This is a genomic window from Maribacter aquimarinus (genome assembly GCF_047345505.1).
GTDB lineage: Bacteria > Bacteroidota > Bacteroidia > Flavobacteriales > Flavobacteriaceae > Maribacter.
In genome coordinates, this window is sequence record NZ_JBLFEO010000035.1 from 1 (window position 1) to 26,622 (window position 26,622).

Consider the following 26,622-nt stretch of genomic DNA (forward strand, 5'->3'; position numbering starts at 1 on the left):
ACCCTGGCGTCATAAAGGGGCTCTTAAGCAAGGTTTTTGCACCGATCGGAAATGGTGGCCGAAATGCGCCCCGAATCGTAGCGGCCTAAAGTTTATGATCCTTGCGAAAATCAGCAAGCCCTACTATAAGACTTATCAAGACTGTATTAGACTATATTGAAAATAGGATACTACTTTGGAGTCTTCTAAAAAAAGCGGATAATCATTATGCGATACTATTGTATTGCTTATAAACTTTTCACAACATAAGTGGCCTTTGCCCGTTCGAACCCAATTGACTTTTCAATCCACTACTTACTAATGGCAAAACAAAGGAGGTGTACACTAAAATCATCCCTAATTTTAACTTGTTGAAAATTTCTTTCCACGACAATTTTATCCCTTGAAAATTATATCAAAAACCTAATATTTGTTTTGCGAACCTGCCACACACTTAAAAGTAGATTTCAGTAGTCGCCTCTCATCCGAAGACCCGCCAATATACACCTCGTAGTCCATCTGTTCAATTTCCCAATTTTTGGTTTCAGGATTATAGAAAGCAAGGTCTTTGGCGTTTAATTTAAAGGATACAGTTTGTTCTTCACCCGCTTCTAAGGCAACTTTTTTAAAACCTCTTAACAATTTTATAGGGCGGTCTATGGCCGAATTTGAAAAACCGATGTAGAGCTGTACCACTTCCTCACCGTCAACGGCACCCGAATTGGTCACCCTAACTGAAAACGATAACTCGTCATTAATTGATATCTCAGGTGTAAGCACCTGTAAACTATCATAAGAAAAGGTCGTATAGCTCAAGCCATGACCGAAGGGGTAGGCCACGGGTTTGTTCTTTTTTTCAAAAAGGGTATATCCATGGTAATAGTAGTATGTGATGTCTGTAGCATAAGGCGTGAAATAGGGATAATCATCTTCGTTTTTCGCAATACTAAAAGGTAATTTACCACTGGGGCTGGTATTGCCGTAGAGTATATTGGCCAAGGCATTACCGCCTTCCATGCCGCCATACCAGGCAAAGAGTATGGCATTAACCTGGTTATGCCATGCAGACATATCAATGGCCGAACCGCCAACATACACGACCACTGAATTCTTGTTGCTTGCCGCTACTTTTTTAATCAAAGCTTCGTCGTTTTTTGATAATCGCAATGACTCCCTATCACCGCCTATCCCTTTCTTTCCGACCAATTTCCCGGCCTTTGCAGATTGCTCCATCAATTGTTGGCTATTGATGTCAGCCAAAATATACTCTCCTTCATCATCGGCGTCGTACCCCACCACCAGAACAACTTCGTCTGCCTGCACTGCATCGGAAACAGCAGTAGCGATATCAATGCCATCGTTGTAAATGACCTCATTGCCCAAAGCTTTTTGATATGCCCGTATTCCCTCCAAAGGAGTAACCACATAGGTCGGGCGACTGTCGCTGCTACCATGGTCACCGGTATTTTCTGAATTCGCCAAGCCGCCGATAACCGCTATTTTTTTACCAGTTGTTTTACTGAATGGGAGTACCCCATCATTTTTAAGCAGTACCATGCTTTTTTCGGCAGCTTCTAAAGCAACTCTTGTATGTTTTTCTTGCGCCAAAAGGCCTTCTGAATACCGCATGCTATCCTTTGCGAAGGCATAGGGGAGTCGGGTCTTCAAAATGCGCAACACAATTTTATCTATATCCGGTTCTGTTATTTCCCCGTTTTCCAATGCACTTTTCACCTTATCATAGGCATAAATATTCTGAAAAGGCATTTCAATATCCATCCCTGCCCTGATGCTCTCGGTGGCATCATGGGTACCCAAGATCCAGTCAGAGGTAACAAAACCCTCAAAACCCCATTCTTTTCGAAGGATATCGGTCAATAGGTAGTCGTTATCGGAAAGATATTCCCCATTGACCTTATTATAAGCAGACATGATAGATGCCGCTTTACCTTCTTGTAACACTTTCTTGAAATGTGGCAAGTAGACTTCACGCAACGCACGTTCCTCAACTTCTACGTTGATCACGGTCCTCGAATTCTCGATACTGTTTAGGGCATAATGCTTTGGGCAGGCCATGACATGGTGCGTTTGAATGCCTTGGGTGGCAGCCACGGCCATTTCTCCCATATGCCAAGGGTCTTCACCGTAGGTCTCCTGCGCCCTGCCCCATTTGGGGTTTCGTAGTATGTTCATACAGGGCGTAGCAGCATAGTTGGCACCATTGGCCCGCATCTCGATGGCGATCACCTCGTTGATGCGATGTTCAAGGTCAACATCCCAACTGGCACCCCTTGCCATAGCTACCGGAAACGTGGTGACACCCTCAGTATCCTTCGAGATCACCCGTGCTCCCCGCGGCCCGTCAGACAATACAAAAGGCGGTATGCCCAGGCGTTCGTTTCTGCCTACATAAATGTGGGGGAAGATGTTGTGGATTTGTGAATTGACAATCAGCTTATTCCAGCCTTTTACGGGCGTTTCACCATACATCTGGTCAATTTTTTCTTCCAGCGTCATGTGTGACACCAATGCTTCTGCCAAAGAATCGATTTGGATTTTTGTAACAACGTTCGGAAAATTAGCTTTATCTACTTTGAGCGAATAGGTCTCATAATAAGTACCGATGTAATAAAAGTATCCGGCAACGGCCAATACAAGTAGCAGCAGTACGCCAATAGTCTTGAATGTGATCCTGAATATTTTTCGAAGCATACATCTAATTTGTTCGCAGCACTCACTAAAGTAGGCAACTGAAACAAAAGAGGGCCATTTTTTATAAAGGAATTCATGTCTTTGACCTTTGCGGTCTTTAATAATCGCATCTAAAATAAGGTGAAGCTAAACATACATTTCATAGTAAATGCAACATTCAACCTGACGGCCCGCGAAGCACATTCCCCTACATTCCGCTTCGCTGCATTTCGATAAAAACGCTTCGCTACAAAGGTTATGGACACAATTTTAAAGCTTCTGATTTCCAATGCGCTGCACCGACCTGCTGAACCGATTAGAAAAGTCTGTCCTGCGCATAATCGACGGGCTTCATTCCCAATCTACAACTTCAAAATTAAGTTCGCCTCAAACACTCAAAGGGATAAAAGATTTCAGAAAAGCAGTAGCATTCCTTTCTTACCTTGTCTGTGCCAAACGTAATGGACGCCGAAACCATAAAATCGGGTTATAAATTGCATACCAAGAGAAGAGCTCAGACTACTTCAGTGCCGAAGCAAAAAGGCTGATAAAGAACTCGTTCCTTTTGATTAAGACGTACCGGGTTATGTGTTTGCTAAGTGACGGTTGACCTTAAGGTTTTAGCATTTAATATACTGTTTTTCAGGATTTTACTTAGTTAAACCCATGCCTAATAAAAACACCAAAATTGTTCTCAGACCTATTGTTGGGGCCATAATTATCCCAGTTGGCAGCAAAGCCAAAGGCATAGGTGTTGTATGACAATCCTGCCCTGATATTGAGGTAGCTACGGTCATGAAAGCCCGAGTCAAGGTTTTGGTTGTAAAGACCTTGTACCCGGGTATAAACACCTAATTTTTTGGTGATTTTGGGTTTGAATTCCACAATGGCAATGGTCTCAAAGTTTAAACTTGGTTTGTAGTTGAGGTTCGGTGTTAAAATAATCAACCATGTTTTTGTGGCGTAGGTATATTGAACGCCTGTTGTGGGTACAAAGCCCTTGAGAAAATGAAACTGAACGCCTGCCGATAAGCGTAGGTTTTTCATGAATTCGTACGTCAGCGTATTAATGCTTACCAGTTCGTTGGCGCCATCTTCATTTTGGTAAGGCACACTGGCCGTAGTTACGTTAAAAAAGCCAAATCGACTGGTTTCTGTAAAAGCGCGGTTGAATACGGCTTGTAAATTGGCATGGTTATGGCCAAAAGAAAATTCTACAGGTATAGGGGGATTTTTATGCGCAGGTTGCTCTTGTGCAAAAAGTGCGGTGCATAGCGTTAGGCATATAACGAATAGGTATTTCCTCATGGTTTTCCTGTATGGCCTAAGACCATTGATTTTTAAGTTGTCAGGTTCTGTTTATTGCAATTGTGGTAATACCTCTTTGATAAGGTTACCCATTAGTTGCACACTACAAGGGTCTTAGGCATAATTTCCGGTTTTGCCTCTCCACTTCTGTTTTTTTTCCCGCTGCGACGGGAAGGAACACCGAGCTCCTAAGCCAATAAAATGAATTGAAGTCCAAAAAAACCATCATTTCGAAGGCGGTCTTGCAGTGATATAGGTCATCAGCCCCAAGGAGATTAAAGACAACAGAGTCCGGACCCGGTGCCAGTCGACCCATTTTTGAAAACTTGCGGCAACTTCCTGTAAATTGGCATTCGGGGACATCATAGTTTTATTCGCCCCATCAAAAATCAAGGGATAGGTCAATGAACAAAGGAATATGGCTACGAATGCCAGATACCACAACTTCACGTTTGGGGATTTGACCTTATGTGCACGGTAGGTACCGATTGCAATGGCAATAAAGGTCAATAGGTTCAAGGGTACCATGATGGTAGGAAACCGCCAAAAATATGTAGCATACCATGCATTGACGCCTGATGGTTCCAAGCTGGACCAAAAGGGTACGATGGTTACGGCAATAAATAGAAATGCACCTGAAAACGCACTGTTAAATAATAATGCGGCAACCGAAACTAAGTTTGAATTTTGAATCATTTTAAATCTTTAGCGTTATTTTTATCTGAATTCCTTTAAAAGTCGACGCTCAAGCTCTCGCACATTTTCCACACGTCGTCCCTTAAATAGGTGTCCAGCCCGCCCAATTTGCCCATCCATTTCCCGTGCATTTCCTTGGTGGCCACATCCACCACCTTTTCAAAATAGGTATTGTACATCATCCATTTGTCCTCAAAACCGGTTTCCTGTGCGCTTTCCATGAAATCGACCTTACCGAAGGCTTGCTGGCACGTATTCTTCAGATCGGTTACGAACGCCTTGGAGACTTCGACATCCTCACGGTTTCCTAACCGGGTGACATGACCGGCTACGAAGGTTTCAAAATCGTAATCCAGTGCAATGTCGTGGGCTTTCATATAGGCCGGTACGTCTTCGGCAATACCCAAATTTTTAAAGGGAACCCAACCTGGGAATATGATATCGACCAACATCAGCACCTTTTGCTTTGGGGCGTACACGAAAATGTTACCGTCCATATGGTTTTTGCCGTGGTAGTCGAGCTGTAAATGCTGCCCGCCAATTTTCAATTCGTAATTTTTCTCAAAAGTAAGCGTTGGTACGGGGCGTCGGTCGTCATTTCTGGCTTCTAGGATTTTCTTGGTCTCTTCTTGGGCTATAATTTCAATATCTTTTGGAAAAAGTGCCGCCGCGCCAATATGGTCGGTATGCGAATGGGTATAGACTAAATGGGTGACGGGTTTGTTAGTAACATCTTTAATGGCTGCCAAAAGGTTTTCACCAATGGTCGGTGGCGCATCTACCATAACCACACCTTGGTCGTACACCAGAAAAATGGCGTTGTAAAGTCCGTCAGTGACCCAATACAGGTCATTGTTGATTTCTTCCACCAAATACCCTTTGTCATAAGGAATATTTGGCCCTTTCGATGTTTCGGGCAAGTTTGAATTATGTTGTGCATTGCCTGCTATCATGGCCATTGCAATGAGTAAGAGTGTTATTTTTTTCATTTTTATGGTTTAAATTTGCGTTGTGTTGGGGTCTTTCCGCTGTTTGTTTTTGGGTTTTAAATCATCAACAAGTTTGGCGTCCCTTTACTTTATTACTATCTATTCACGAATTGAAAGGCTGCACGATACGGGCACTACACCCCACTGTACATGCCTTCCCTTGTGTAGGTGGCTTTTAAATCCAATTCAAAAAGCACCATGTCTGCTGTGCCATTGGCTGAAATACGCATGTTCTCATCTTGATAGACCATTAAATCACCGGTCAATAATGCAATACCCTCGACGTTTACCTTACCTTCAAAAACATAGAGCACATAGGTTTTTTCTATTTGGTTGAGAAGTGCCAATGATTGGTTTTGCAGCCTTGCATCATAAACGCTGAGCTCTGAGTTTATTTCGAGGGGTACATTTTGGTGTGATGGCCCTGCAATGGTGCGCCATTCGTTGATACTGTAGGCGTTCTCAAAATCGTAAAACTGAACGCGCGGTTTTAGGCCGCTTACCGCCGGACGCATAAAGATTTGCAACATATCAACATCTTGCCCGTTATCACCGATTGATTCTTGATGGTAAATGCCTGCACCGGCATTCATCATCATGATTTTTGTATTGGTGACCGTAGTTTTATCACCCTCGGTATCTTCATGCACCAAATCACCCTTTCGGATATAGGAAAGAATTTCATCGTTCACGTGCGGGTGCATGGCTACGAACACCCCAGGTTTCAATCGGCCGCGGTCAAACCTTCCCAATTGGGCGAGCCCTCTTTTATCAGCGCTGTTTGTTAAGGCCAAACCAGGGAAATTGATATCTATATTAAAGTCACCTTTATGTATTTTATGGGATGCAGATGCTCTTAAAAGGCTTTTCATTGTAACGTTTTTTATTCGATACAAAGTTGCCGTCAAACTGAACATGTGAACAGGGCAAAAATGGACTTTATATAGTCATTATTTCCTGAGCATCACATTATGCTTGTCATTTGTATCTAGGGGGAATGTACCTAGGGCAAAGGTTCGATTTAACGGTGGGCTAGTTATTATCCAAATTACTTATTGTTGGGTAGAAATTACTTGGGGCCTCTAAAATCTGAGGGTGATAGGCCCGACATTCTTTTGAAGAATTTTGAAAAATTGGAAACATCTGAGAAATGTAGAAAGTGGGATATTTGTGAGATGGTACTATGTGTTTGGGCCAACATCATTTTAGCCTCTAGAAACAGGGCCCTGTCCAATAGTTGCTTGGCATTCAGGCCGGTTTCCTTTTTCAGGGTTTCGGAAAGGAATTTAGGTGAAACGTGAAGCAATTCTGCAATGGCCGAAACCTTTGTTGTCGCTTTCAAATGATTGTGCACGGCACTTTCAAATGACGCTACCATATGATGGGTATTGATTATTGGGCTTTTTACATGCTCGGTGTGCTTCAGCCAGATATTGTTAACGGTGTGCAAAAGGGCCCATAAATACCCATTCAATATTTGTGTAGTGCTCGCAACCTGGCCTTCATAGAGCGATACCATTCTTTCGAACAAATCACATAGGGTTGTACTATCTTGATAGCTGAGTTTTACAACGCAGTCATTATTGGAATATGAAAAGAAGGGAAACGTTTCAATAAAATTGGCGTTGTGCGATGCGATGGATAAAAACTGGGGCTTGAAGAGTAGGGTATATCCCTTTAAAGAAGAGAGTGTCGGTGCTTCGGCCATTATTCTTTGTACCTTTCTTGGTGGTACGATTTGTAGCGTGTTTTTAGATATTTTTTCACGATGAAAAGAATAACTATACTCAAAATCAGCACCCATGAACAAGGTGATATCAAAAAAGTGCTGACGGTAGAGTGGGGTTTCAACGCTTTGTTTTTTGTTCAGAACATGCTCTAACCTGCAAATATGAAATACTGATGCATCAGGCACTTGCTTAAAACGTAATAGTTTTAAGACGTGGTTGAAATCGGTAAGGTCAAAAATGCCATTCATTTATTTGAAGGTGATATTTGCTTTTTAGGGTACTGTATTCTGATTTAACCATCTCATTTACATAGCTGTTTTCATAACTGCTCTTGGTATTTTGATGGCGTTACACCAGCATATTTTTTGAAGTATTTACCAAATGTTGAAGGGTCTGAAAAATTTAGGGCATATGCTGTTTCAGATATGGTCATGTTCGGGTTTTGAAGCATAATTTTAGCTTCCAAAATCATCAAGTCGTGCAAAAATTGACTGGCTGTTTTACCAAGGTTCAGCTTCATTTTTTCTGATAATATTTTAGCCGAAAGATGCAAGCGATTTGCATACCAAGCCACATCTCGGTGCGTTTTTATATTATGGGCGGCAAGCTGTTTAAATTCATAGGTCACACTATCCTCTGCTTTCTGGTGGTCATTGGTATTAGAAGAATGAAGCTCATCACAAATGATATGCAACAGCGCTATTTGATGCTTCACTAATGCGTCTTTGTTTTTATAGTCCGAGTTGATAAAACGCTTAAGGGCGTCGAACAAAGTATCTATGCATTCGCGGTCTTTTTCATGCAAGTGGAAAACATGAAGGTCAGCATGTTCATAAAAAACGGCCCGATTTAGAATGTCGACATCGGTCGATTTGGTGAGTAAAAACTCTTTCGTGAAAAATATGGTCTCGTTTTCGGCAGCCTTAAAGGTCTGGGTCCATTTTCTAATAACATTCGGTCCCATGGTCAATAGTGCAGGGGCCTTGATTTCATGGTCGGTAAGTCCAGTGGTCAAGTAAAGCTGTCCTCTTTTCACGAATGCGATGCCAAAGGTTTCCGTTCGATAAGGTTCCTCTGGATATGGATCTCCTTCCCGAAACTCTTTTAAAAAATAGTCGGGATGCTTTGATTATACTTCAATGGTTTTTTTGAAGTCATCAATAGTATGGCGCTTGATAGTAGACATTTTATAAATATAACGAAATAAAGATCCTGGCAGGTTAATTCCCATTGCCCATGATAAAAATTTAGTCGGCCTTTTATCCTATAATAAAAGCGCAACCGTTTTCATTATCCGTTTAGCACATTGCCACTTCATTGCATTCCGGGAAAAGCGCTTCGCTACAAAAGTCTTGGACACAATTTTAAAGACGTAATTCTATATTCCACAAACACCTTTGGGTAGATGAAAATCGGGTATCCCGAGTTGACTAAAGAGGTATCATTGGCAAACTACGTCTTTGAAATAGCGTCCGTCTTTTATCCTGCTAAAACCCATAAGCGAAATCTATAGGCCGTTCAGCACATTGCCACTCCATTGCATTCCGGGCAAAGAGCTTCACTGGATAGGTCTTGGACACAAGCCCGAATTTCGGGCTTACCGCTGCGCTCGAAAGCCCAAAACCCGTGCTAGCGTCCGCTTGACCTGATTGTCTAATTCGTGTTTTGTTGCGCTTCAAGAGGATTGGAAGTTTCACGTCCCAAGGTTTTCGACCTACTGCCCGAACCGCCACCGTTCTTCTTTTTTTGACGGCAAAAAAACAACATCCGTTCATGGACGGCGGCATAAACCGTTTCGCTGAGCTTCACTTTTTATACGCCTTACCAAGCCCGGATATTGTATACAATCAAGCGACAAAAAAAGGTAACAGCGGACGGCTCTATGGGAAGTAAATCAAAAACGGAAACCATGAAATCATATCAAATCCTCAAAAATGAAGCGCAACAACCCCGAGGCTTCGGGAAAAAAACAAAAAGAGGAAAACCCTCTGGATATATTAAGTGCGGGCCAATGTCTTCTTTCGGTTAAAACAGGGCGAATCTATAACCTATGCCGATGGTTGGGACAAAAAGGGCATTTCATTCCTTTTCACAGCTTCTTGATGGTTATGGCGTACAATTAGAAAGAAATCTGGTCTATATAATAACGCTTTGCACCCAAAGAGCACCCCAGCTGACTTTTTGAGGACTAGCCGCTGCCTTTAATATCAATTGTATATTGGGCAAGCCTGTCTGTCGATACAGACAGGCTTGCCCTACCTTATTGAAAAAGTATATCTTAAACCCAGATTATGTATTAGACTTTCGTCATGAGGGTGCAAAGCGCAATAAAATCAAGACTTTTGCGATTGAGGCTTAGCCATCGCTAAGGTGATTGAGCGAAAGTCAGTGCAACGATTGATTTTGCAGGGATTTGCAGCCGTAATAGAATGTCTAGTGCATATTCTGGGTTAAACTTTGAGGCTTCTCCATATAAACCATAATGTTTAAAAATCTGGTGCCAACGGAGCTACTGGTTCACCACCGCCGCCAATGGTGTTTTCGGTGTTATTGGTGATCACATGAAGCGCGGTCATCAATTTGTTGATTTCGGCTTTCCATAGGTCACTTTCCATACCGAACCCATAAGCTTCTTCAAACTCACGCGCTACATATTCTTCAACGATTAAGTCCCAAGTGTCCCAATAGGTATCTTCTGTAAAATAGGTGCCGTAGTGCTGCAAAGTGTAGAGCAACTTTTTTGCTGCCTCGGTTTCCAGTCCAAGGTCTTCAGCGGTAACGTCTCTCGGTATGGCGAATAATGAACCCATTACAATATCAGGATCGGCATTTCTGTTGTAAATGGTAGGCGCATAGTTGTCAGCACTTTGCGCGGGCCATTTGAAACCTGGAACTTCGTCAGAATAATGCAAATATTTCTCTGCCCAAGGGTTAATTTTAATCACATGCCGAATGGGCTCATCACCGACCAATTCACCCAATCTGATGGTGCCGCCCAAGGCTGACAAATGGCTTGCCCCCTGTCCACCCGCGCCTTCAAGGCCATCTCCTAAATACGATATGCGGGTTCTGTTGTTCTCAAATCTTTTCCATTCCGGTAAATGAATGGGGCCATCGGCAATACAACGGCTGATACGCGAACCTTCCACCATCATTTGGTCTGAAGGGTCAAGAATGGCATAGTTGCTATTGGGAGTGAGGCCGTACGGACTCGAACCAGCGTCTGCAATGATGAGGTCTTTAGGAAACTTAAGATCAAAGCCTAAATAGTCTGTACCTGAGCACCGGTTTGCCTGAAAACTAGGACTGTTCCAAACGGGGTAGGTAGGGTCATCATCTGATAAGATGATGATATGCTGGGTGTCAACACCCACATTACCGGCAGGTTCAAAATTTGCATCTTTATAGACCGCATCGCTACCAAGGGGCATATTCCAGATAGAGGTTTTTAAAAAAGGCCATTTTAGGGGATCTCGAGGGCCTATAGCGCCCATATCGGGCTCTTCTTCTGGAGTAGTGTCATCAGGAACATCTTCTTCTGGCATTTCAGATACCGGTGTTTCACCATCGTTTGCTTCAATCAAAGTGTCTTCCGTATTTTCGCATCCTACCAAAAGAAAGCTAAAACACAGAAGAACAAAAGCGATACTGGTGGTGCAATTACTAGTTAATTTCATGATTTAGGGTTTAATTATGCTTCTTTTATATAAAAGGTTCGATTAAGGGCAATAATATGTACGTCCAGGGACCGGAAGAAGTTGTTACATTTTTAGTAGCCATTCTGTTCATTTCTGATTTCATTTGATAATTAAAGACTTGTAACAAACGATATTTACCCTAAAATCAATTAGTTAAGCTCATTGCATTGCAAGGGAATGGGCGACTGGCAGAAAAACACTTTTCGATAAAGCGTTGCCTAAATTCGCCGTAGGTAATCGAAATTCCGGTTCATTTTATTCAAATTTTTTTCAATCACAGCCATTTCTTTATTTCGGTCTTGATCAATCGGGTCCATTGTTGATAGCCTTCCTCGTTTTGGTGTATGTCATCATCACGAAAAATTTCTCGGCGTATTTTGTTGTCTTGAGTCAAAAACATAGATTTTGTCGCAATCCAATAGACCTGCTCATGCTTTCCGCAAACACGTTCCAATTCCCGGTTTTCGGCATCGATTTCTGCTATCAAATGCTCCCTTTTGGGTACGTGCGTCACTTCAATTACAAACAAGGGCATCGTAGGATGGCGTTTGCGTACCTTTCTGATGGTGTATTCTAGCAGCTTACCGATTTCCTCGGGGGTACGGTCTTCTTCGGTGCCCCAGATATCATTGCCGGCAAAAAGCACCAATGCCCCCAAGTTCGCTGGGAGGGTCTCTTGGGCGGCATAATGGGCCACATCGACAAAGCAGGAGCCGCCAAAGCCCCTTTGAATTACCGGATAGGGTGCCATATCCTCTTCTATGGAATCCCATAGTCGGATGCTGCTGCTACCCAAAAACATAATGCTGTTATCAGGATACTCTTGGTTGCGGTCCAATTCGGTAAAGCGGTCGATATCGCTTTCCCATTTGGTCAAATGGTGCCGGTATTTGTGTGTGGGTGCACAGGAGTTTGCCGCCAACAATGAGGCCAGCAATAGTAGCATGAACACCTTGTACCTCTTAAACATTATTTTGTCATTGTTATATCCAACTATCAATGAATTCCCAGCGTACACTAGATTTCCATATGTTGATTGATTATCAATCTTGATTGGGCCAATTACATCACTTCTTATGGTCGATTCGTTCGGAAATCGAACCACACCTTTATAGGCGGCGTTTGATCTCCTTCCCGGGCGTTAAAAGCTCCTTTTTGGCCGCTTGGCCCCAACCGATCCGGCATATTGAATTTGGTGCCTATAGCCGGTATTTCGTATAAGAATGAAATAGCACCTTTTGGAAAGGGAGGATATACCCCGCCTCGCACGTGTTTTGGTTCTTCCGGTGTAAAAAGCCGGAAATAGAGGTTTGGTGTTTCGGAAATTATCGTGAAGTCAGACTCGTCGGTATCGAACGTCATCCAGTAGGTGTCGGCGTGATAGCCTTTAAATTCTGGATAGACCAAATTGTTGAAACTTTCACCAGTGACCGTATTATTATACGCTTTCTGCCATACCCCTAGGTTGCTCCCCTTGATTCTATTTTTCCAAACACGGTAGGGGCCGCGTCCCATCCATGTAATTCCATTTACTTTTTCTTCAGGATAGTTGAAGGTAACCCCCAAATAGTCTAAGTCATTCATGGTCTGCAAGGGTGCGTCGACCGCTAGACCCAGCAAACCGTTTTTCTTGACGGTCCAGACCAGTTTCTTTGGGTATTCGGTATACCGGATGGTGACTTGATAGTCTCCCTTTTTGGTAATTCCCATTTGCACATCTTCAATTTCCGCAGCGGTACCAACAGGAACCGGTCCGCCGGCAAGTGAAATTGGGCCTTTTGCATTCTCGATACCTTTAAGGGTGCCATCAGCCTTGTTGAAGGTAATGCTCAAATCACTGACTCTTGCGATGACACGGTTATTTTCATCGGTAATCTGTATTTCCGATTCGGCATAGTTTTTTGACAGATAGGCCGCCGCTTTGACTTCGGGTTGCACTACCGGCCGGCTCCAGGAATACAATTCATTGCCTTGAGGGTCCAGAGCCGTAAACCTGAATATATCGGCTTCCGTTAACGGTACCTCCATTTCAATGTCAACCCGTGCCGTTTCGCCGGGCAGGGCATCCGGACTAGGTACGGTACCACTTCCGATAACCGTTTCATCTTGGCGGCCTATTTCCGTTTTTACGGCTTCCCATTCAAATCGGCACTCCTTGAGATTAGTGTAGATGAATTTGTTTTCAAGGAACAAGCTACCGTTCCAGCTGTCGTTAATGGTCACGGGCCGTACCTGTACTGGCGACCAAATTTCTTTGATGGTATAAAAGCTTCCCTCTTTTTCACGGTGTGGCCCTAAAATTCCGTCCGGGGCATTGTTGCCGTCGCTGTCAAATACGGTTCCCGCCTGATCGGTGCGCAGTACGGCTTCATCGGCCAAGACCCATAAAAATCCGCCCGAAAATAGGGGAGAGGCACTGTATTTAGTCCAATAATCGTTTAATCCGGCCCCGTGGCCGCCGTCATAGAGACCATGTAAGAATTCAGTGGGCATGAACGGTGCGTTACCGTCGACGAACCGGCCTACGGCATAATCATATTTTGGATAATGATGCGTGTCGATACCGTTGCGTAACAACCATGGGTAGATAACGGGGCGTTCTTGAAGATCCCAATGGTGGAACCATTTCTCATTGGCAAAGTCCCAACCAGCTTCGTTACCATGGTTCCAAGCGACTACACTAGGGTGGTTTTCATCCTTGAGCACCGTTTCTTTGATCAATTTAGGGCCTACTGTGGTGTCGTAGCCATCTTGCCAGCCAGTTACTTCATCGAGTACAAACAGACCTAAGGAATCGCATAGTTGTAAAAACCGTTTGTCAGGCACGTAGTGTGACATTCGCACGGCGTTCATATTCATTTCTTTCATCAGTCGTATATCGGTACGGTGGTGTTCCTCACTGAGGGCACGACCGGTCTCGGGCCAAAAGGAATGCCGGTTGACCCCTTTGAAGACCACTTTTTCACCGTTTACATAAAAGCCATCGTGTTCGCGAAGCTCGACGGTTCTAAAACCGATGCGCTCGGTAACTTGATGCACTAGGTCATTCCCTTTTTTCAAGGATATTCTCATGTCGTACAAGGTCGGGCGTTCTGGGTTCCAGGAAGCTACATTTTCAAACTTTCCCGAAATCGTCTTTTCCGATACCCCTTTACCAATATCATACTGTTGCGCCTTTCCAACTGGGTTACCGGTCATATCGAATAATTCGACAGCTAGGGAATAATCGGACTTCGATTTGTTCAGTTCGATTAAGGTTTGGAACGAACCGTCTGCCTTGGCATTGATCGCGGTGCGGGCCATATGGGTTTTGGGAAGTACCTCTAAAAAAACAGGCCGAAAAATACCTCCGAAAAGCCAAAAATCGGCTTGGCGTTCGGCCGCGTTAACGGAGGCATTAGCTGAATGCTTGGCGACGTCCACTTCCAACAAATTGGTTGTACCATAGTCTAGCAGTTTTGAGATGTCATATTTAAACCTGTAGAAGGCTCCCTGATGCATTTTTCCGGCCGATTTGCCATTAATTTTCACCTTGGTATCGGTCATGGAACCGTCAAAGACGATTTTCACTGTTTTCCCTTTCCAAGAAGCCGGTACTTCGAATTCATGTTTGTACAGCCCGTGTTCCTTCCCCAGTTTTACGTCTTTCCTTTTATGGTCATGGCCGTAATTGTAAGTTCCATAGCCCTGTAACTCCCAATTTGAGGGTACTGGTATTTTTGACCACTTACCACTGTTTTGACCGTCGGTACAATAAAAGTCCCATTCAACCGTACGGGCGGCATCTTTGCCCGACAGAAAAACGATTTCGGTCTTCTGACCAAAAAGATGGAAAGAATAGCAAAGAACGAGGGACAAAAGGAGCAGTGTTTTTGAATTCATTGAATTATTGTTTGATGACGAACTAGACTATAAAAAAAGCTGATGTATTTTTCCTTTATCGCTGGAGAGCTAAAAATCAAATTTTAGGAGGTAGGCCTGGCGCGATCCGGTATGGGTGGAATTGAATCCGACCATATCGCCCTTGGGGCTCCATCGACAATGGATATCGCAGCGATGGCCTTTTTCGAATTCCGCTGGTTCAGGATAAATTCCCAAAGGCAACACCGCTTCTGTTTCCATGTGCATCAGATATATCTTTTGTTCCCGAAGTTTGTTCTTGCTGGGGTAGGTGTCCGTGATCATCCATTTCCCGTCTGGCGAAAAGGTACCGTGACCGTCGAAGTCGAGCAGGCCATTGCCCAGTCGTTTGTAATTCTTCTGTCCCACGGTGAAGAGAATATGTGACATTTGTTCTGCCTCATAGCTTGCGGTAACCATTAATTTATCGTCGCTCAACCAGTCAAAATGTGAGCCGCCCCAATTATCTGGAAAACAGCGTTGAAGATTGGTGCCGTCTCTGTTGATGGTGAAAGAAGTCGTATTTCTTTTTGGAGTGGCACGGGCCAGCCAAAAGATCTTGCTGCCGTCGCGACTGAACAGGGTGTGGTTGAAGTATTCCATACCATCCTCCGGTATTTCCGGCACTGAATCCTTTACATCGGCAATGGAAAGTATTAATTTTCCCTCGCCCGTTTCTAAATCGACCAAGAACAGCCCGTCGTTTTCTGGAAAACGTACCTCGGGCTGGGCTTTCTGTCCTTCCCCACCATAGCCGTAATCGGAACGGGTAAGGCGTAGCCTGGCAAAATTGATGCTTACCGCTTCCTTTCCGTTAGGAGATACGGCACTTACCGGATAGGGTATTGTTTTTACCTCTTCCTTGGTATGCACGTTCATGATCACCGAAACGAACTTATCGTCGCGGAGGTCGTTGTAAATAATCAACGAATCTGGCGAAGTACCCAACCAGTGAGCCATACAGCCCTGTTGAAAGTTCCACGCCCGGGTAGTGGTCAGTGGAATAAACTCCAAGGTCTCCAAATCTACCATACCTAAGGTGGCCGTATCCTGTTCTGTTGGCAGCCGGTGCTTGACATCGGTCTCCAATACCGTGACGTATTTCTGATTGGCGCTGAACGAATTGATACCGTAATAACTGGCGTACAGATGCTCTTTTCCGTTGTCTATCAACTGAATGGGTTCTGAAACCTCTGGAAAATTGACGGTATTTACCGCGGTCTTTTTCGCTTGCTGTTGTGGCACAGTATCTTTCGGCTGTTGTTTGCAGGACATAAGCCCCAGGAGTGCTAAGATGAATAAGGAATGCTTCATAGATAAATGAATTTGTTATCGGTTTTTATTGGGCTGAAAATCAATCAACCAACAGTTTAAATGCTTTGTTTTCTGACGGGAGGGCCAGTTTCATGATGTAAACTCCTTTCCCAAGTTTTTCAACGGGTACGGTTACCGACTCGGCACTGATCAGCGCCTGCTCGACAATCAAATTTCCCGATAAATCATAAATCAGGAGTGAAAAAGGTTCTCGGGGAACGATATCCAGACCAAAAAAAGACAGTTCAACGGTCTTATCTTTTATGGGGTTGGTAGCTACCGAAATGGTCAGTGTTTCCCCAGATGCGATTGCCTCGCTGTTCTCGGCCAAGGTACTTCGATTGTTCGATGGATTTTCCGTATTGAACGTATACCCCATCAAGCTACCCAAACCATTGAATACCAAATATCCTATTGCTTCCGGCGCATGGTTGGTTTCGAAGTCTCTTGATTGTTCTTCTTGTGCAAATAACTGGATTTTATCTTGACCAAAACTATCGACCCCGTTCGATACATTTCGCCTTCTTCTCAAATTTACCGGGTCGATACCGTTCACGGTCTGAATATCGGCAAAAAACGCCCGCTCGTCATTAAAATAGGTTTGTAGAAAGTCGATGACCGTCCAAGGCGTATGGATATCGGCTGCTGGCAGTTTAACGGCTTCAAAGAAGTCAGTTCCGATACCGTTTGCTGATCCGCTCTCTATGGCCAGCCATGATATGGTTTCAGGTATGTGGTCACGATTACGTTGCCCATTCCCATTTTTCTGGCTGGGATTGCCCCGCTCTTCTTCGCTCAATTTCAAACGGAAGGAATCGGGACTCACATTTTTGACCGATACCACCACGGCTTCCGCCTCATTTTCAGTGCTCACCTGGGTAAGAAGAATGGGAGCGGAGTTAAAAGGCATTTTCAGAATCTGGGTATTGAAGGTACTACTAGCCCTAGCTGTACCGGCCTGCAGCGTAGTGCCATTTTCCAGTTCATGTACCCCGCGTTCCACGACCAAATAATAGATTTCTTCCGTTAAATGGATTTCATCCAAATATTCCCATTCATCTACCCGCCATTGAAAGCTATTGCCCGTGACATTTCGCACCCGAACCGTTGCGGGTTGAGACCCGGTAGTTGACAAAGGGCTCGTGATGACTATGGGGTTTTCAAAGTTTCGTTCCAGTTCCACGGTAGTCCAGGTATGATTTCCCTCCGATTTTCCGATTTCGCCGATGCTACTTCGTTCGGGTGTGTCGGTGGACTGTACTTGAACGTTATCAAAGACCACGGGATTGAAACTGGCGTACAAACCTATGTTGCCAGCGCCTTGATCCGAAGTTGCTATAGCATCAAGAATCAGCACATTATTTAGGGTAACCGTTGTCTCGCCATTTTCATTTTTTACCGCTAAGGTGTTCTTTTCATTGTTGGTACCTTCCTCATAGGTTTCGGTTGCGAGTACGGTTTGAGTACCATTGGCGATCGTTATCAATGAGACCTCTTTGGGGTTGATGCTTACGCGTACGAAGGTATAGTTCTCGGTATCGGAGTAGTTAAAAACCAAACCGTAGGCATTTTGAAATCTTGGGGTCGCCTCGACGGTGTAAATGAAATTTTCAAATACCAAACTGTCGTTCACGGCCAGTTTATTTTGGATTACCTCGGCCGTATTGTAGATACTGTCAACGACAGCCCAATCGCCCCGAATGGCTTTCCAACCTTGGGCGATGCCATCATTGAAATCCTCGAGGTACAATCCCTCTGATGCGATATTGATACTGATTTGGTCCGATCCCGTAATTCCTTCTTCATCCGTAGCCACGACTTCGATAGCGTTCGAACCGGGCTTTAAAGCGTTGAGCACGAAATCGTACGGTGCCGCTGTTTTCTCCCCAACCTTGGTGCTATCCAGAAAAAACTCGACCTTGGCGATGGGTGCATTGTTTTCCTGTACTTCGGCTTGTAGCGTTACGGCTTCACCCTGTTGAAATACCGCACCGTCCTCAGGGGAGGTAATGGTAACGACCGGTGCCTTGCTTATTGGAACCAAGGGTGTTACCAGAATATTGTCGAAGACCAACGAATTGAAATTGGCAAAGAGCCCGATTTTACCTGAGGCAAAGGTCTCGGCATCGATATCCTCTAAAACAGTCTCTCCGCTTAAAATCAGCCCGACCTTGTTCTCTTGGTAGGTAATCTTCACGGAATTGGAAGTCCTGACCCCACCGTTGGAGTAGGTGCCAAGGGCAATTTCCGTAAGGGTGCCATTCTCGTTCTTCGTTAATTTGAATTCCTTCGGGTTCGGGTCTATTCGTAGTAAAAAATAGTTATCACTGTTTTGATATTGAAAATAGACACCGTATTCGTTGCCGATGGACGGGGTCGCTTGGAGCTCGTAGGTAAAATCGGTAAAATCGGCCCCCTCGTAAATAGCGGTTTTGTTGCCAGTTATTTCGGGGGTAGTAAGTTCTTGGCCGACGACTTCCCAGGTTCCAATACTGAAATTCCAATCCTGCGCCTCACCATCATCGAAATTTTCTGCATAGGTTCCGGAAGGGGCAATGGTAAAACTCACCTCTTCAGAACTTGTATAAACGTCTTCATTATCAAAGGCTCGGGCCTGAACGACAAAGGTACCCAACTGGTCCAATCGCAGGGGAAAGCTGTAGGGGGCATCAACATCTTCAAAGACCTTTTGGCCATCGATATAGAATTCTACCCGGTCTATTGAACCGTCACTATCGGCAGCGTTGACCTCAAAATCAGTTTCAAAAGGCTGTTCGTAGAAGGCACCCTCAAAGGTTCCCTTGATGTCAATGGTCGGGGGTACGTTGCCATTTGGCGCGGGTATCTTCCACAGCCCATAGACGCCACAGCCTACCCAGGCCTCTCGGGTTACGGGATGTACCCGCACACAGGTGACCTCTCGACCTGCATCGAGACCACCGTCAACATTGCCATGACGGGGCGCTTTGGTCAGGGGTATGAAGGTTTGGCCCCGGTCGAGTGAGCGGTTTATCGCCACGTCGGTCGCATAGACATCCTTTGAACTGCCGGTGTACACGATATCGGTCACTACGGGATCAACCGCAACGGTATTGAAAACCCGCCGCTGATCTAGTTGGTCGATCGGGGTATTGTTGGTAATGTCGGTCAGTGTTTGGGTCACCCGTTCATATTTGTAGAGGTGGTTCTTTGATACGGCGTAGAAAATATCGTTGATCTGATCGTGTGCCATGTCCTCCAGTTCCTGACCGCTTTCACTGGTGAAGATAACGCTCCAGGTCAATCCGCTGTCCATCGAACTGACCACGCTGGTACCTTTGATTCCCAACAGCTCGCCAGAATCGCTGCGGTTATGGGTGAAAACCCCATCGCAATCTGCCATGGTGCTCCAGGTCAGGCCGGCGTCCTCACTTCTTAAATCCCCCAAAAAGAAAATATTCTTGTTTTCGGGATCGCTATATCCGGTACGTCTTCCACCGGAAACAATACCGGTCATGTTGAAGCTTTCCCCGCCATCAAAGGAGATGACCAATTCACGAGGGGCACTGTTGCTTCCCGGGGAATTGCGTACAAAAATGGTTTTTCCGTCTGGGGAATAGCCTCCGTAGGCGAAGCCACCAAAGCTTTTTCCGGAGGTATTCAAGTATTTATACGTATCGCCTCTGGTGGTAGTGATTGCGGCGTTGTAATCTTGATTGGTGACGACCACGATATCTGGATTCTCGACGCTAAAATTCAAGAACCCGGTTTGGGTGATCATGGAGTTGCCATTGTTCTTGAACACGAAGTTCTTACCGCCGTCGGTGCTTTGGGTAATCCAGTCACCCCCACTGGTCCAAACGATATTCTCATCGGTCGGATGCCAAATAGGATAAAGCTTCTTTCCTCGATTTTGGGGCAAAAAGGCCAAGGCATCATCGATGAACGATTCGGTCCAGGTGACGCCCCCATCCTCGGAGTAGAACCAAGGGTTGAAGAAGGGCTCCGCTTCCTGCTGTATCATCATTCTATTGGTATTTGCCGGACTCACTTTGATAAAAAATGCTCCTGGGGGATAATTTGTAGCGGTTATTTGTGTGAAGGTCTCCCCGGCATCATTGGAAAGATAAATACCGTCTGCCTTGCTGAGGTATACATTGTTCGGTTGCGTGGGCACCACGTCCATCCCGGTCATATTTCCCGGTTCTTTTAAGGTAAAGGTGGCGCCTCCGTCGGTACTCTTATAAAAGCCGTCTTCCCTTGCAGCGTAGACGAAGCCTTCTGTGGGATGTACTTTCAATATACTTTGTCCGTAGGCGGCCGAGTTGGGCAATAACACCCAATTCTCCCCACCATCTTCTGATTTGTAAAGACCGGGCAGTACTTCGCCCCGGTCGGGAAGGTTGTTGCAAAAAGACCTTCCAGCCCGGCTCCAGTAGGCGATGGCACTTCCTCCGATGGCCGCATCAAAGCTCGAGGCGTCCCAAACGACCTGTTCCCTAATATCGCGATAGCCACAGACGTCGGCCTCTACGACTTGGTTCCAGGTCTTGCCCTTATCCTTGGAAAGATGTACACCATTGTACACTTTATCGATGAGGGAGGGAACCGAGTTACCGCCTACGGCCAATACCTTATTGGCATTGTTTGGGTCGATGGCCAAAGCGCAGTTGCCTCGAGGTGTGTAGCCAGCATTGGCCTGTTCCCAAAGATTGCCCCCATTGTCCGTTCTGATAAGCCCAGCTACATCGGTACCCATCATCAGAAATTCCCCGTCGCTACTGACTGCCAAGGCTTGGGGCCAGTTGCCCCCTTCGCTACCGATAAAACCGGCTTCTTTTTGTTCTGTATTGCGAAGACCATTGTACTGCCACTCTTGAGCGTTCATAGGTATCATTGCCACGAGAAGCATCCCAGGTAAGACTCGCTTTAGCTGTAGTTTTTGTTGCCAGGTGAAATTTTTTCTCTGCCCTTGCTTTACCGTTGCTCTCATGGGTGTTATTTACGAGATCGTTTATTATTCAAAAGGTGCGTTAAATTCTAAATTTTATGGATTGAAGTTTAAAATACCGGTCCATCCACCGCCTTTTGACATTTCAATAGGGATTCGGCTCATACTGGTCACCTCCATTTTTTCAACCGTATAGTCCTCCGCGTAGGTATTGGAATTTATACCGTCACGGTATAGCGATAACGTATATGTTTTGTTCTTCGGAAGGAATGAAAGATCGAGTAAAAGACTACGTTCCTTCCAGTTGGTCATGGCCCCGACATACCAGTTATTGCCCTTTCTTTTGGCCACCATTACGGCTTCGCCGACCTCGCCGAACAAGGGAAGTGTTTCGTCCCAAGTGACCGGAATTCTGGAAATAAATTCAACCGTATGCTCATCGTCTAGATAAGAGGAAGGGGTATCGCAAAGCATTTGAAGACCACTCTCGTAAACTACGTACATCGCAACCTGATGGGCCCGGGTACCCAAGCTCATAGGTCGATAGAAACTGATGTTGAAATTTTCCTTTTGGGCATTGCTCAGCGCACCCGGGGTATAGTCCATAGGTCCCACGACATTGCGGATAAAGGGTAGGGTCACATTGTGCTCGGGCGTAATGTCGGCCGACCATTTATTGTTCTCACTGCCTTTGACGCCTTCATAACTGATTACATTGGGATAGGCCCTTCGAAGACCAGCTGGCTTATAGGAACCGTGAAAATCGACCAAGAGTTGGTTTTTTGCCGCTTCTTGGGCGATTTGAGTCAAAGAATTGACCATATACTGATCACCACGCTGCATAAAATCAACCTTAATTCCCTTGGCACCCCACTCGGCATAGGTTTTTAAAATGTTCTCTAAAGCTGCGTCGAGCGGTTTCCATAAACACCATAAAATGATACCTACGTTCTTCTGTTTGCCATAGGCTATCAATTCTTTTACATCAATATGCTCATTGAAATGCAGGATATCTGTGGTCGTCTTGGTCCAACCTTCGTCGAGGATGACGTATTCCAAATTGTATTTCGAGGCAAAATCGATGTAGTATTTATAGGTTTCCGTATTCAGTCCGGACTCAAAATCCACCCTGTGGATATTATTGGCATTGTACCAGTCCCACGCCACTTTTCCGGGCTTGATCCAAGAAACATCATCAATTTCCAAGGGGCTTGAAAGCTTGAAGACCAGCTCATTGTTCAAGAGGTCTTTATCCTCATCGGTAATGGCAAAGACGCGCCAGGGAAACGTTCGCTTTCCTTTTGTTTTGGCAATATAATCCGCTTCTTTGGTGATTATCTCACTACGGTCGGGCAAGGAATCCATTGGTTTTGTTTCTAGGACAGCCTTTGGAAATATAGCTCGCAGCTTCGACGAAGCCGTACCTTGTAAAAACAGATTGGGATAATCATAAAGGTCTGCCTCCGAAAAAAGCACAGAGATGTCAGCATTATCTTTGAAAAGCACGGGGAGTGAGGCAAATTGCCCGTCCGCAATATCTTTGACCTCTTTTTTGAGATAGTCCCTTTCGTAATGGGAATACATGCTTTCCTCTAGAGGAAAATAAGCAAGGGAACCTTCTGGAAAAGTAACCTCCATTTTTTCGGAGACCACTTCGATATCGCCCTTTAGTGCGGTGGAGAACCTGTAGGCGATACCCTCGTTGTAGACCCTAAAATGCAGGGAGAATCTTTTTTTGAAGGTAAGAACGAGCTCCCGGTACGAATTCTGGAGTATTTTGTTTTTTAGAGGAACCACAGGTTCGATATCGTCCCGTTTCTCGTTGATCTTGTCGAGGATTACTTTGGCATTTTTCCCTAAGTATTTATTAGAGAGGCCCAGGCCTATTTCGACACCTTCAATAACTTTTTTCCCATATTTGCTCGCCTCGAATGAGATGACTTCTCCGACGCTTACCGTTACCTGCGTATTGCGGTCTTCAGAAGAAATCTCAAAGGTCTGCTGCGCTGTCGTTGCGAAAGTGAAAAAGAGGGCGGCCCAGATAAATAGGATGTGGCTCATCAACCTATTTTTTTTATTGGACTTTATTTCTAGATATGTACCGTACGTTCTTGGCATTAGTCGGAATTTGATTTTTGATTCTTTTTGGGCAACACTTCTTCTTTTACACGGTCAAAATCGGTCGGACTGACCCATGAGGAATTCAATTCCTCCCCGTTCCAATATCGTTCGTAAAAATTGACCCCGCTGGTGTCGGCGTATTCATAATGATCGAAAACTTCCCCATGCCCCAGTATTCTAGGATCATTTTGGGCCCTGAGTTGATCCCACATTTGAGTGCGCAACTCATTGACCATTGTCTGGTAGCCCGATTGATGGGCCAAATTGTTCATGCAGAGGATATCCTCTTTGATGTTGTAGAGTTCGAAGGGTGGTCGTTTTCCAAAATTCAGTTCCCACAAAGGGCTGTCCTCCGACCTATCCTTGAGATGCAATAGGGTGGTTTTTGTGGGTGAACCGTCACAATTCAGATAGCCGGTCGAAGGATTGCCGGCCGGCCATCGGTCGGTCTCAAAATTTTCAACGAACAGATAGTCCCCTTTTACGATGCCGCGAATGGGGTACCCCACATCATCGGGGCGGCCTACATCATGGCGCTCCTTACCGATGAGTACGTGATCCCTTGCCGGGTCGATTACGCCTTGGTCGTTTGAACGGAAAATATCGGTCAGGCTTTTCCCTTCCATGGGCATCATTCCACTTTTTTCGATGGCTATTTCTGCAATTTCCAAAAGGGTAGGTGCAAGGTCGATAAAGCTGACCATGTCGTCAACCTTTCTATTGGGTTGCTCAATTCCGTTTTTCCACATCATGGTCAGCGGCATGTGATTGGATAGCTCATATTCCTGACCTTTAATTCGTGGAAAAGGCATACCGTTGTCAGCGGTTACGATGATCAAGGTATTGTCAAGTTCTCCCTTTTCTTCCAGCAGTCGCAGCATGTTGCCGAGTTGCTTATCGAAATATTCGATTTCAAAGGCATAGTCAAGCAAATCGGTACGTACCGAATCGATATCTGGCCAATGGGCATAGACGGAATCAATCTGCGCCAATTTTTTCTTCCCCTTGGCGATGCCCGAACCGTATTCATAATCGCGGTGGGGTTCTTTTGAGCCGAACCAAAAACTAAAGGGTTCTTCTTCTGTTTTCTGGTTTAAGAAATTCTCGAAGTTTGCGGCATAGTCGGTCTTCGAAATGCCGGTTGTGGGTACTTCGGTTTGTTTGTCGTTGAAGGGCGTACCGGTCAAAAATCTGGGCTTACCGTTTATAGTGGCGACCCCCGGTGCCCATCCCTTGCCCGTAAAACCGGTATGGTATCCATTGTCTGCCAACGACTCGAAAAAACTCTTGAATTTTTCAGGAAAGTAGCACCAATGGTTTGCCGCTTCTTCCAATTGCCAAGAATTTCGGCCTGTCAAAAAGGAAGAACGGGAAGGTGCGCATTTCGCGTTGGGCGTGTAGGCGTTCGAAAAGAGAATACCTTCCTGAGCTATGCGATCAAAGTTTGGGGTCTCTACCCAGGTGCAGCCATTGATGCCGACGTGTGGAAAGGAGGCATCATCCATCATGGCGATCAAAATATTCGGTCGTTTGTGCGCATCAGAACGCTCCTTGGAAGAACAGCCGATCAAGAGCCCTACTGCCAACAGCAACATCACAATAGTAATACCTACCTTTTTCATAGGTTCAGTTTTTCAAAATAAGGCAGATCGTCAAGACCTACGGAAACCGTAATCTTTTTGGGTCCCTTGATTGTTTTGCCGGTAAAGCTTCTCCATTTTCCAGGAGGAATGTCAACCTTTCGTTTGGTGGCCCCTTTTTCAAGAACGGGCGCTACCAGCAGGGTATCGCCCAACAGAAATTGATCTTTGACGTTTGCATAGCCCGAATGGGGATAGGTATATTCAAGTAACCGTAAAATAGGCTCCCCCGTCCGGGAACTTTCTTGGGCTGTTTTGAGGATATAATCCGAGAATTTTTCCCTCAATTTGACCGCATTTAAGACCGCATTCAAATGAGTTTCGTTCAATACGCGCCAAGGGGCCACTGAAAATTGCATCATGGGCATCAGGGCGTGGCTTTGTGCGGAGCGAACAATCAATTCTTGATCGATTTCCGCATCGTTCAAAAATGATCTAAACGCGCCACCGCCAATCATATCGGGGCAACTAAAGGGATACCCCATGATACCTGCGAGCCCCATTTGGGGGACTAGTTTTTCAAGGTCTTCCCACGTATGCTTTTTGTCCCTTAACCGCTGGATCAGGGGTTGACCGCCCATTTTCCAGGTGGCCCGGTATTCATTGAAGGGATAATCAAGCCCTATTTTGGCGAACAGCCGGGTATGCTCATTGGCCGAAATGGGTTTGACACTTTCGCCCTGGGTATAGTAGCTTGAATCGCCGGCGTCGAACTTAAATCCGTCTATACCATACTCTGACTGCAAGAAATCCAATGTTTTTTTGAACCAAGCTACCGCATCGGGATTGGAAAGATCTAAGACCGCACTCACGCCGTTCCACCACTGAATCATTTTGGGCCGATGTCTCTTCGGAAGTTCAGTGGGCAGCCCTGCTTTGTCTTCTTCAACAGATTTTGAGGTTATAAAAAGGTCTTTCTGTGCCATCTCCCGAAAAGTGGCACTATCGGGACTCACAAAGGGGCACACCCAAAGCATTACCTTAAAACCAAGTTGGTGCAGTTCTTCCATCATCGCTTTTGGATCGGGAAACCTGCCGGGATGCCACGCCCATGTCCCATAATCTTCTTGCCAATTGTCATCGATCATCAAAATCCCCGGAGGCATACCATTTTTGATGATATTATGGGCGTACTCGAGAATATCTTTTTGATTTTGGTTATAGGTAAGCTCGATCCAAGTGTTGTATTGGGGTACGCGAAAGAATGCTTCGCTTGGCATACGCCTCGAAGCGTTGAAATAATTGGCGTTGGCATATTGAAAGGCCTCCTTAAGTGATTTTCCAGCCTTATGGTGGGCTATCGTACCATAATCGCCAATGGCAACGAGTTTTCCATTTTCATAAGAAAATTGAAAGGGTGTTTCGCTCCATACTACGTCCCCTGCATCCGAGAGCAACAATGGCTGAACTTGGTTGCCGTAATTATTGCCGTACATATCAATGGTCAGTGAATTAGACAAGGGCATCATTTCCCCCATACTGATAATACCTGCCCACCAGTTTTTATCGGCATCTAAATCCAACTGTTGCATCGGTTTTTGGGAAACTACTGGGTTGCCTATCAAAATCGCGATCGTGGTTATTATGTATCCTATCTGCTTTCTCATTTTATCTTTTGCATTGTTT

General features: G+C 45.1%; 15 protein-coding genes. All 15 read right to left on the reverse strand.

The features are described from left to right. Nucleotides 1-402 precede the first annotated feature (402 nt). The gene (locus ACKWCC_RS17535; RefSeq protein WP_413997271.1) at nucleotides 403-2,691 is read right to left on the reverse strand and encodes a glycoside hydrolase family 3 C-terminal domain-containing protein; all 2,289 of its coding nucleotides are present in this window, start codon (nucleotides 2,689-2,691) and stop codon (nucleotides 403-405) included. A gap of 633 nt (nucleotides 2,692-3,324) precedes the next feature. Next, nucleotides 3,325-3,978 (reverse strand): hypothetical protein, encoded by a 654-nt coding sequence (locus tag ACKWCC_RS17540; protein ID WP_413997272.1) that lies wholly within the window; start codon nucleotides 3,976-3,978, stop codon nucleotides 3,325-3,327. A 225-nt stretch (nucleotides 3,979-4,203) separates the two neighbouring features. Further along, nucleotides 4,204-4,674, reverse strand: coding sequence for a hypothetical protein (locus tag ACKWCC_RS17545; protein ID WP_413997273.1), 471 nt, complete (start codon nucleotides 4,672-4,674; stop codon nucleotides 4,204-4,206). 35 nt (nucleotides 4,675-4,709) lie between these two features. After that, nucleotides 4,710-5,663: an MBL fold metallo-hydrolase gene (locus ACKWCC_RS17550; RefSeq protein ID WP_413997274.1), complete on the reverse strand. Its 954-nt coding sequence runs from the start codon at nucleotides 5,661-5,663 to the stop codon at nucleotides 4,710-4,712. A 134-nt stretch (nucleotides 5,664-5,797) separates the two neighbouring features. Next, entirely contained in the window at nucleotides 5,798-6,535 is a 738-nt protein-coding gene (locus ACKWCC_RS17555) for a pirin family protein (protein WP_413997275.1), read from the reverse strand. A gap of 197 nt (nucleotides 6,536-6,732) precedes the next feature. Then, the gene (locus tag ACKWCC_RS17560) at nucleotides 6,733-7,641 is read right to left on the reverse strand and encodes a helix-turn-helix domain-containing protein (protein WP_413997276.1); all 909 of its coding nucleotides are present in this window, start codon (nucleotides 7,639-7,641) and stop codon (nucleotides 6,733-6,735) included. 71 nt (nucleotides 7,642-7,712) lie between these two features. Further along, nucleotides 7,713-8,429 carry a helix-turn-helix domain-containing protein gene (locus ACKWCC_RS17565; protein WP_413997277.1) on the reverse strand — a complete coding sequence of 239 codons (717 nt, stop codon included), beginning with the start codon at nucleotides 8,427-8,429 and terminating at the stop codon, nucleotides 7,713-7,715. Nucleotides 8,430-9,879: 1,450 nt separating this feature from the next. Continuing rightward, complete coding sequence (locus tag ACKWCC_RS17570; RefSeq protein WP_413997278.1) at nucleotides 9,880-11,070, reverse strand: hypothetical protein; 1,191 nt, start codon at nucleotides 11,068-11,070, stop codon at nucleotides 9,880-9,882. Nucleotides 11,071-11,365: 295 nt separating this feature from the next. After that, complete coding sequence (locus ACKWCC_RS17575; protein ID WP_413997279.1) at nucleotides 11,366-12,061, reverse strand: GDSL-type esterase/lipase family protein; 696 nt, start codon at nucleotides 12,059-12,061, stop codon at nucleotides 11,366-11,368. A 104-nt stretch (nucleotides 12,062-12,165) separates the two neighbouring features. Then, on the reverse strand, nucleotides 12,166-14,973 hold the full coding sequence (locus tag ACKWCC_RS17580) for a glycoside hydrolase family 2 TIM barrel-domain containing protein (RefSeq protein ID WP_413997280.1): 2,808 nt from the start codon (nucleotides 14,971-14,973) through the stop codon (nucleotides 12,166-12,168). A 69-nt stretch (nucleotides 14,974-15,042) separates the two neighbouring features. After that, nucleotides 15,043-16,305, reverse strand: a complete 1,263-nt coding sequence (locus tag ACKWCC_RS17585; protein WP_413997281.1) for a TolB-like translocation protein — start codon at nucleotides 16,303-16,305, stop codon at nucleotides 15,043-15,045. A gap of 40 nt (nucleotides 16,306-16,345) precedes the next feature. Beyond that, entirely contained in the window at nucleotides 16,346-21,277 is a 4,932-nt protein-coding gene (locus ACKWCC_RS17590) for an Ig-like domain-containing protein (RefSeq protein WP_413997282.1), read from the reverse strand. Nucleotides 21,278-21,331: 54 nt separating this feature from the next. Then, complete coding sequence (locus tag ACKWCC_RS17595) at nucleotides 21,332-23,296, reverse strand: glycoside hydrolase family 97 protein (protein WP_413997283.1); 1,965 nt, start codon at nucleotides 23,294-23,296, stop codon at nucleotides 21,332-21,334. Between the two features lie 56 nt (nucleotides 23,297-23,352). After that, on the reverse strand, nucleotides 23,353-24,978 hold the full coding sequence (locus ACKWCC_RS17600) for a sulfatase family protein (RefSeq protein WP_413997284.1): 1,626 nt from the start codon (nucleotides 24,976-24,978) through the stop codon (nucleotides 23,353-23,355). Beyond that, nucleotides 24,975-26,603 (reverse strand): glycoside hydrolase family 31 protein, encoded by a 1,629-nt coding sequence (locus tag ACKWCC_RS17605; protein WP_413997285.1) that lies wholly within the window; start codon nucleotides 26,601-26,603, stop codon nucleotides 24,975-24,977. Before ACKWCC_RS17605 ends, ACKWCC_RS17600 begins: the two co-directional genes overlap by 4 nt. Nucleotides 26,604-26,622 lie beyond the last annotated feature (19 nt).

What these genes read in the sequence shown, in the direction of transcription:
- ACKWCC_RS17535 (WP_413997271.1), bottom strand. Translation starts at nt 2,691, where the DNA reads ATGCTTCGAAAAATATTCAGGATCACATTCAAGACTATTGGCGTACTG.
- ACKWCC_RS17540 (WP_413997272.1), bottom strand. Translation starts at nt 3,978, where the DNA reads ATGAGGAAATACCTATTCGTTATATGCCTAACGCTATGCACCGCACTT.
- ACKWCC_RS17545 (WP_413997273.1), bottom strand. Translation starts at nt 4,674, where the DNA reads ATGATTCAAAATTCAAACTTAGTTTCGGTTGCCGCATTATTATTTAAC.
- ACKWCC_RS17550 (WP_413997274.1), bottom strand. Translation starts at nt 5,663, where the DNA reads ATGAAAAAAATAACACTCTTACTCATTGCAATGGCCATGATAGCAGGC.
- ACKWCC_RS17555 (WP_413997275.1), bottom strand. Translation starts at nt 6,535, where the DNA reads ATGAAAAGCCTTTTAAGAGCATCTGCATCCCATAAAATACATAAAGGT.
- ACKWCC_RS17560 (WP_413997276.1), bottom strand. Translation starts at nt 7,641, where the DNA reads ATGAATGGCATTTTTGACCTTACCGATTTCAACCACGTCTTAAAACTA.
- ACKWCC_RS17570 (WP_413997278.1), bottom strand. Translation starts at nt 11,070, where the DNA reads ATGAAATTAACTAGTAATTGCACCACCAGTATCGCTTTTGTTCTTCTG.
- ACKWCC_RS17575 (WP_413997279.1), bottom strand. Translation starts at nt 12,061, where the DNA reads ATGTTTAAGAGGTACAAGGTGTTCATGCTACTATTGCTGGCCTCATTG.
- ACKWCC_RS17580 (WP_413997280.1), bottom strand. Translation starts at nt 14,973, where the DNA reads ATGAATTCAAAAACACTGCTCCTTTTGTCCCTCGTTCTTTGCTATTCT.
- ACKWCC_RS17585 (WP_413997281.1), bottom strand. Translation starts at nt 16,305, where the DNA reads ATGAAGCATTCCTTATTCATCTTAGCACTCCTGGGGCTTATGTCCTGC.
- ACKWCC_RS17590 (WP_413997282.1), bottom strand. Translation starts at nt 21,277, where the DNA reads ATGAGAGCAACGGTAAAGCAAGGGCAGAGAAAAAATTTCACCTGGCAA.
- ACKWCC_RS17595 (WP_413997283.1), bottom strand. Translation starts at nt 23,296, where the DNA reads ATGAGCCACATCCTATTTATCTGGGCCGCCCTCTTTTTCACTTTCGCA.
- ACKWCC_RS17600 (WP_413997284.1), bottom strand. Translation starts at nt 24,978, where the DNA reads ATGAAAAAGGTAGGTATTACTATTGTGATGTTGCTGTTGGCAGTAGGG.
- ACKWCC_RS17605 (WP_413997285.1), bottom strand. Translation starts at nt 26,603, where the DNA reads ATGAGAAAGCAGATAGGATACATAATAACCACGATCGCGATTTTGATA.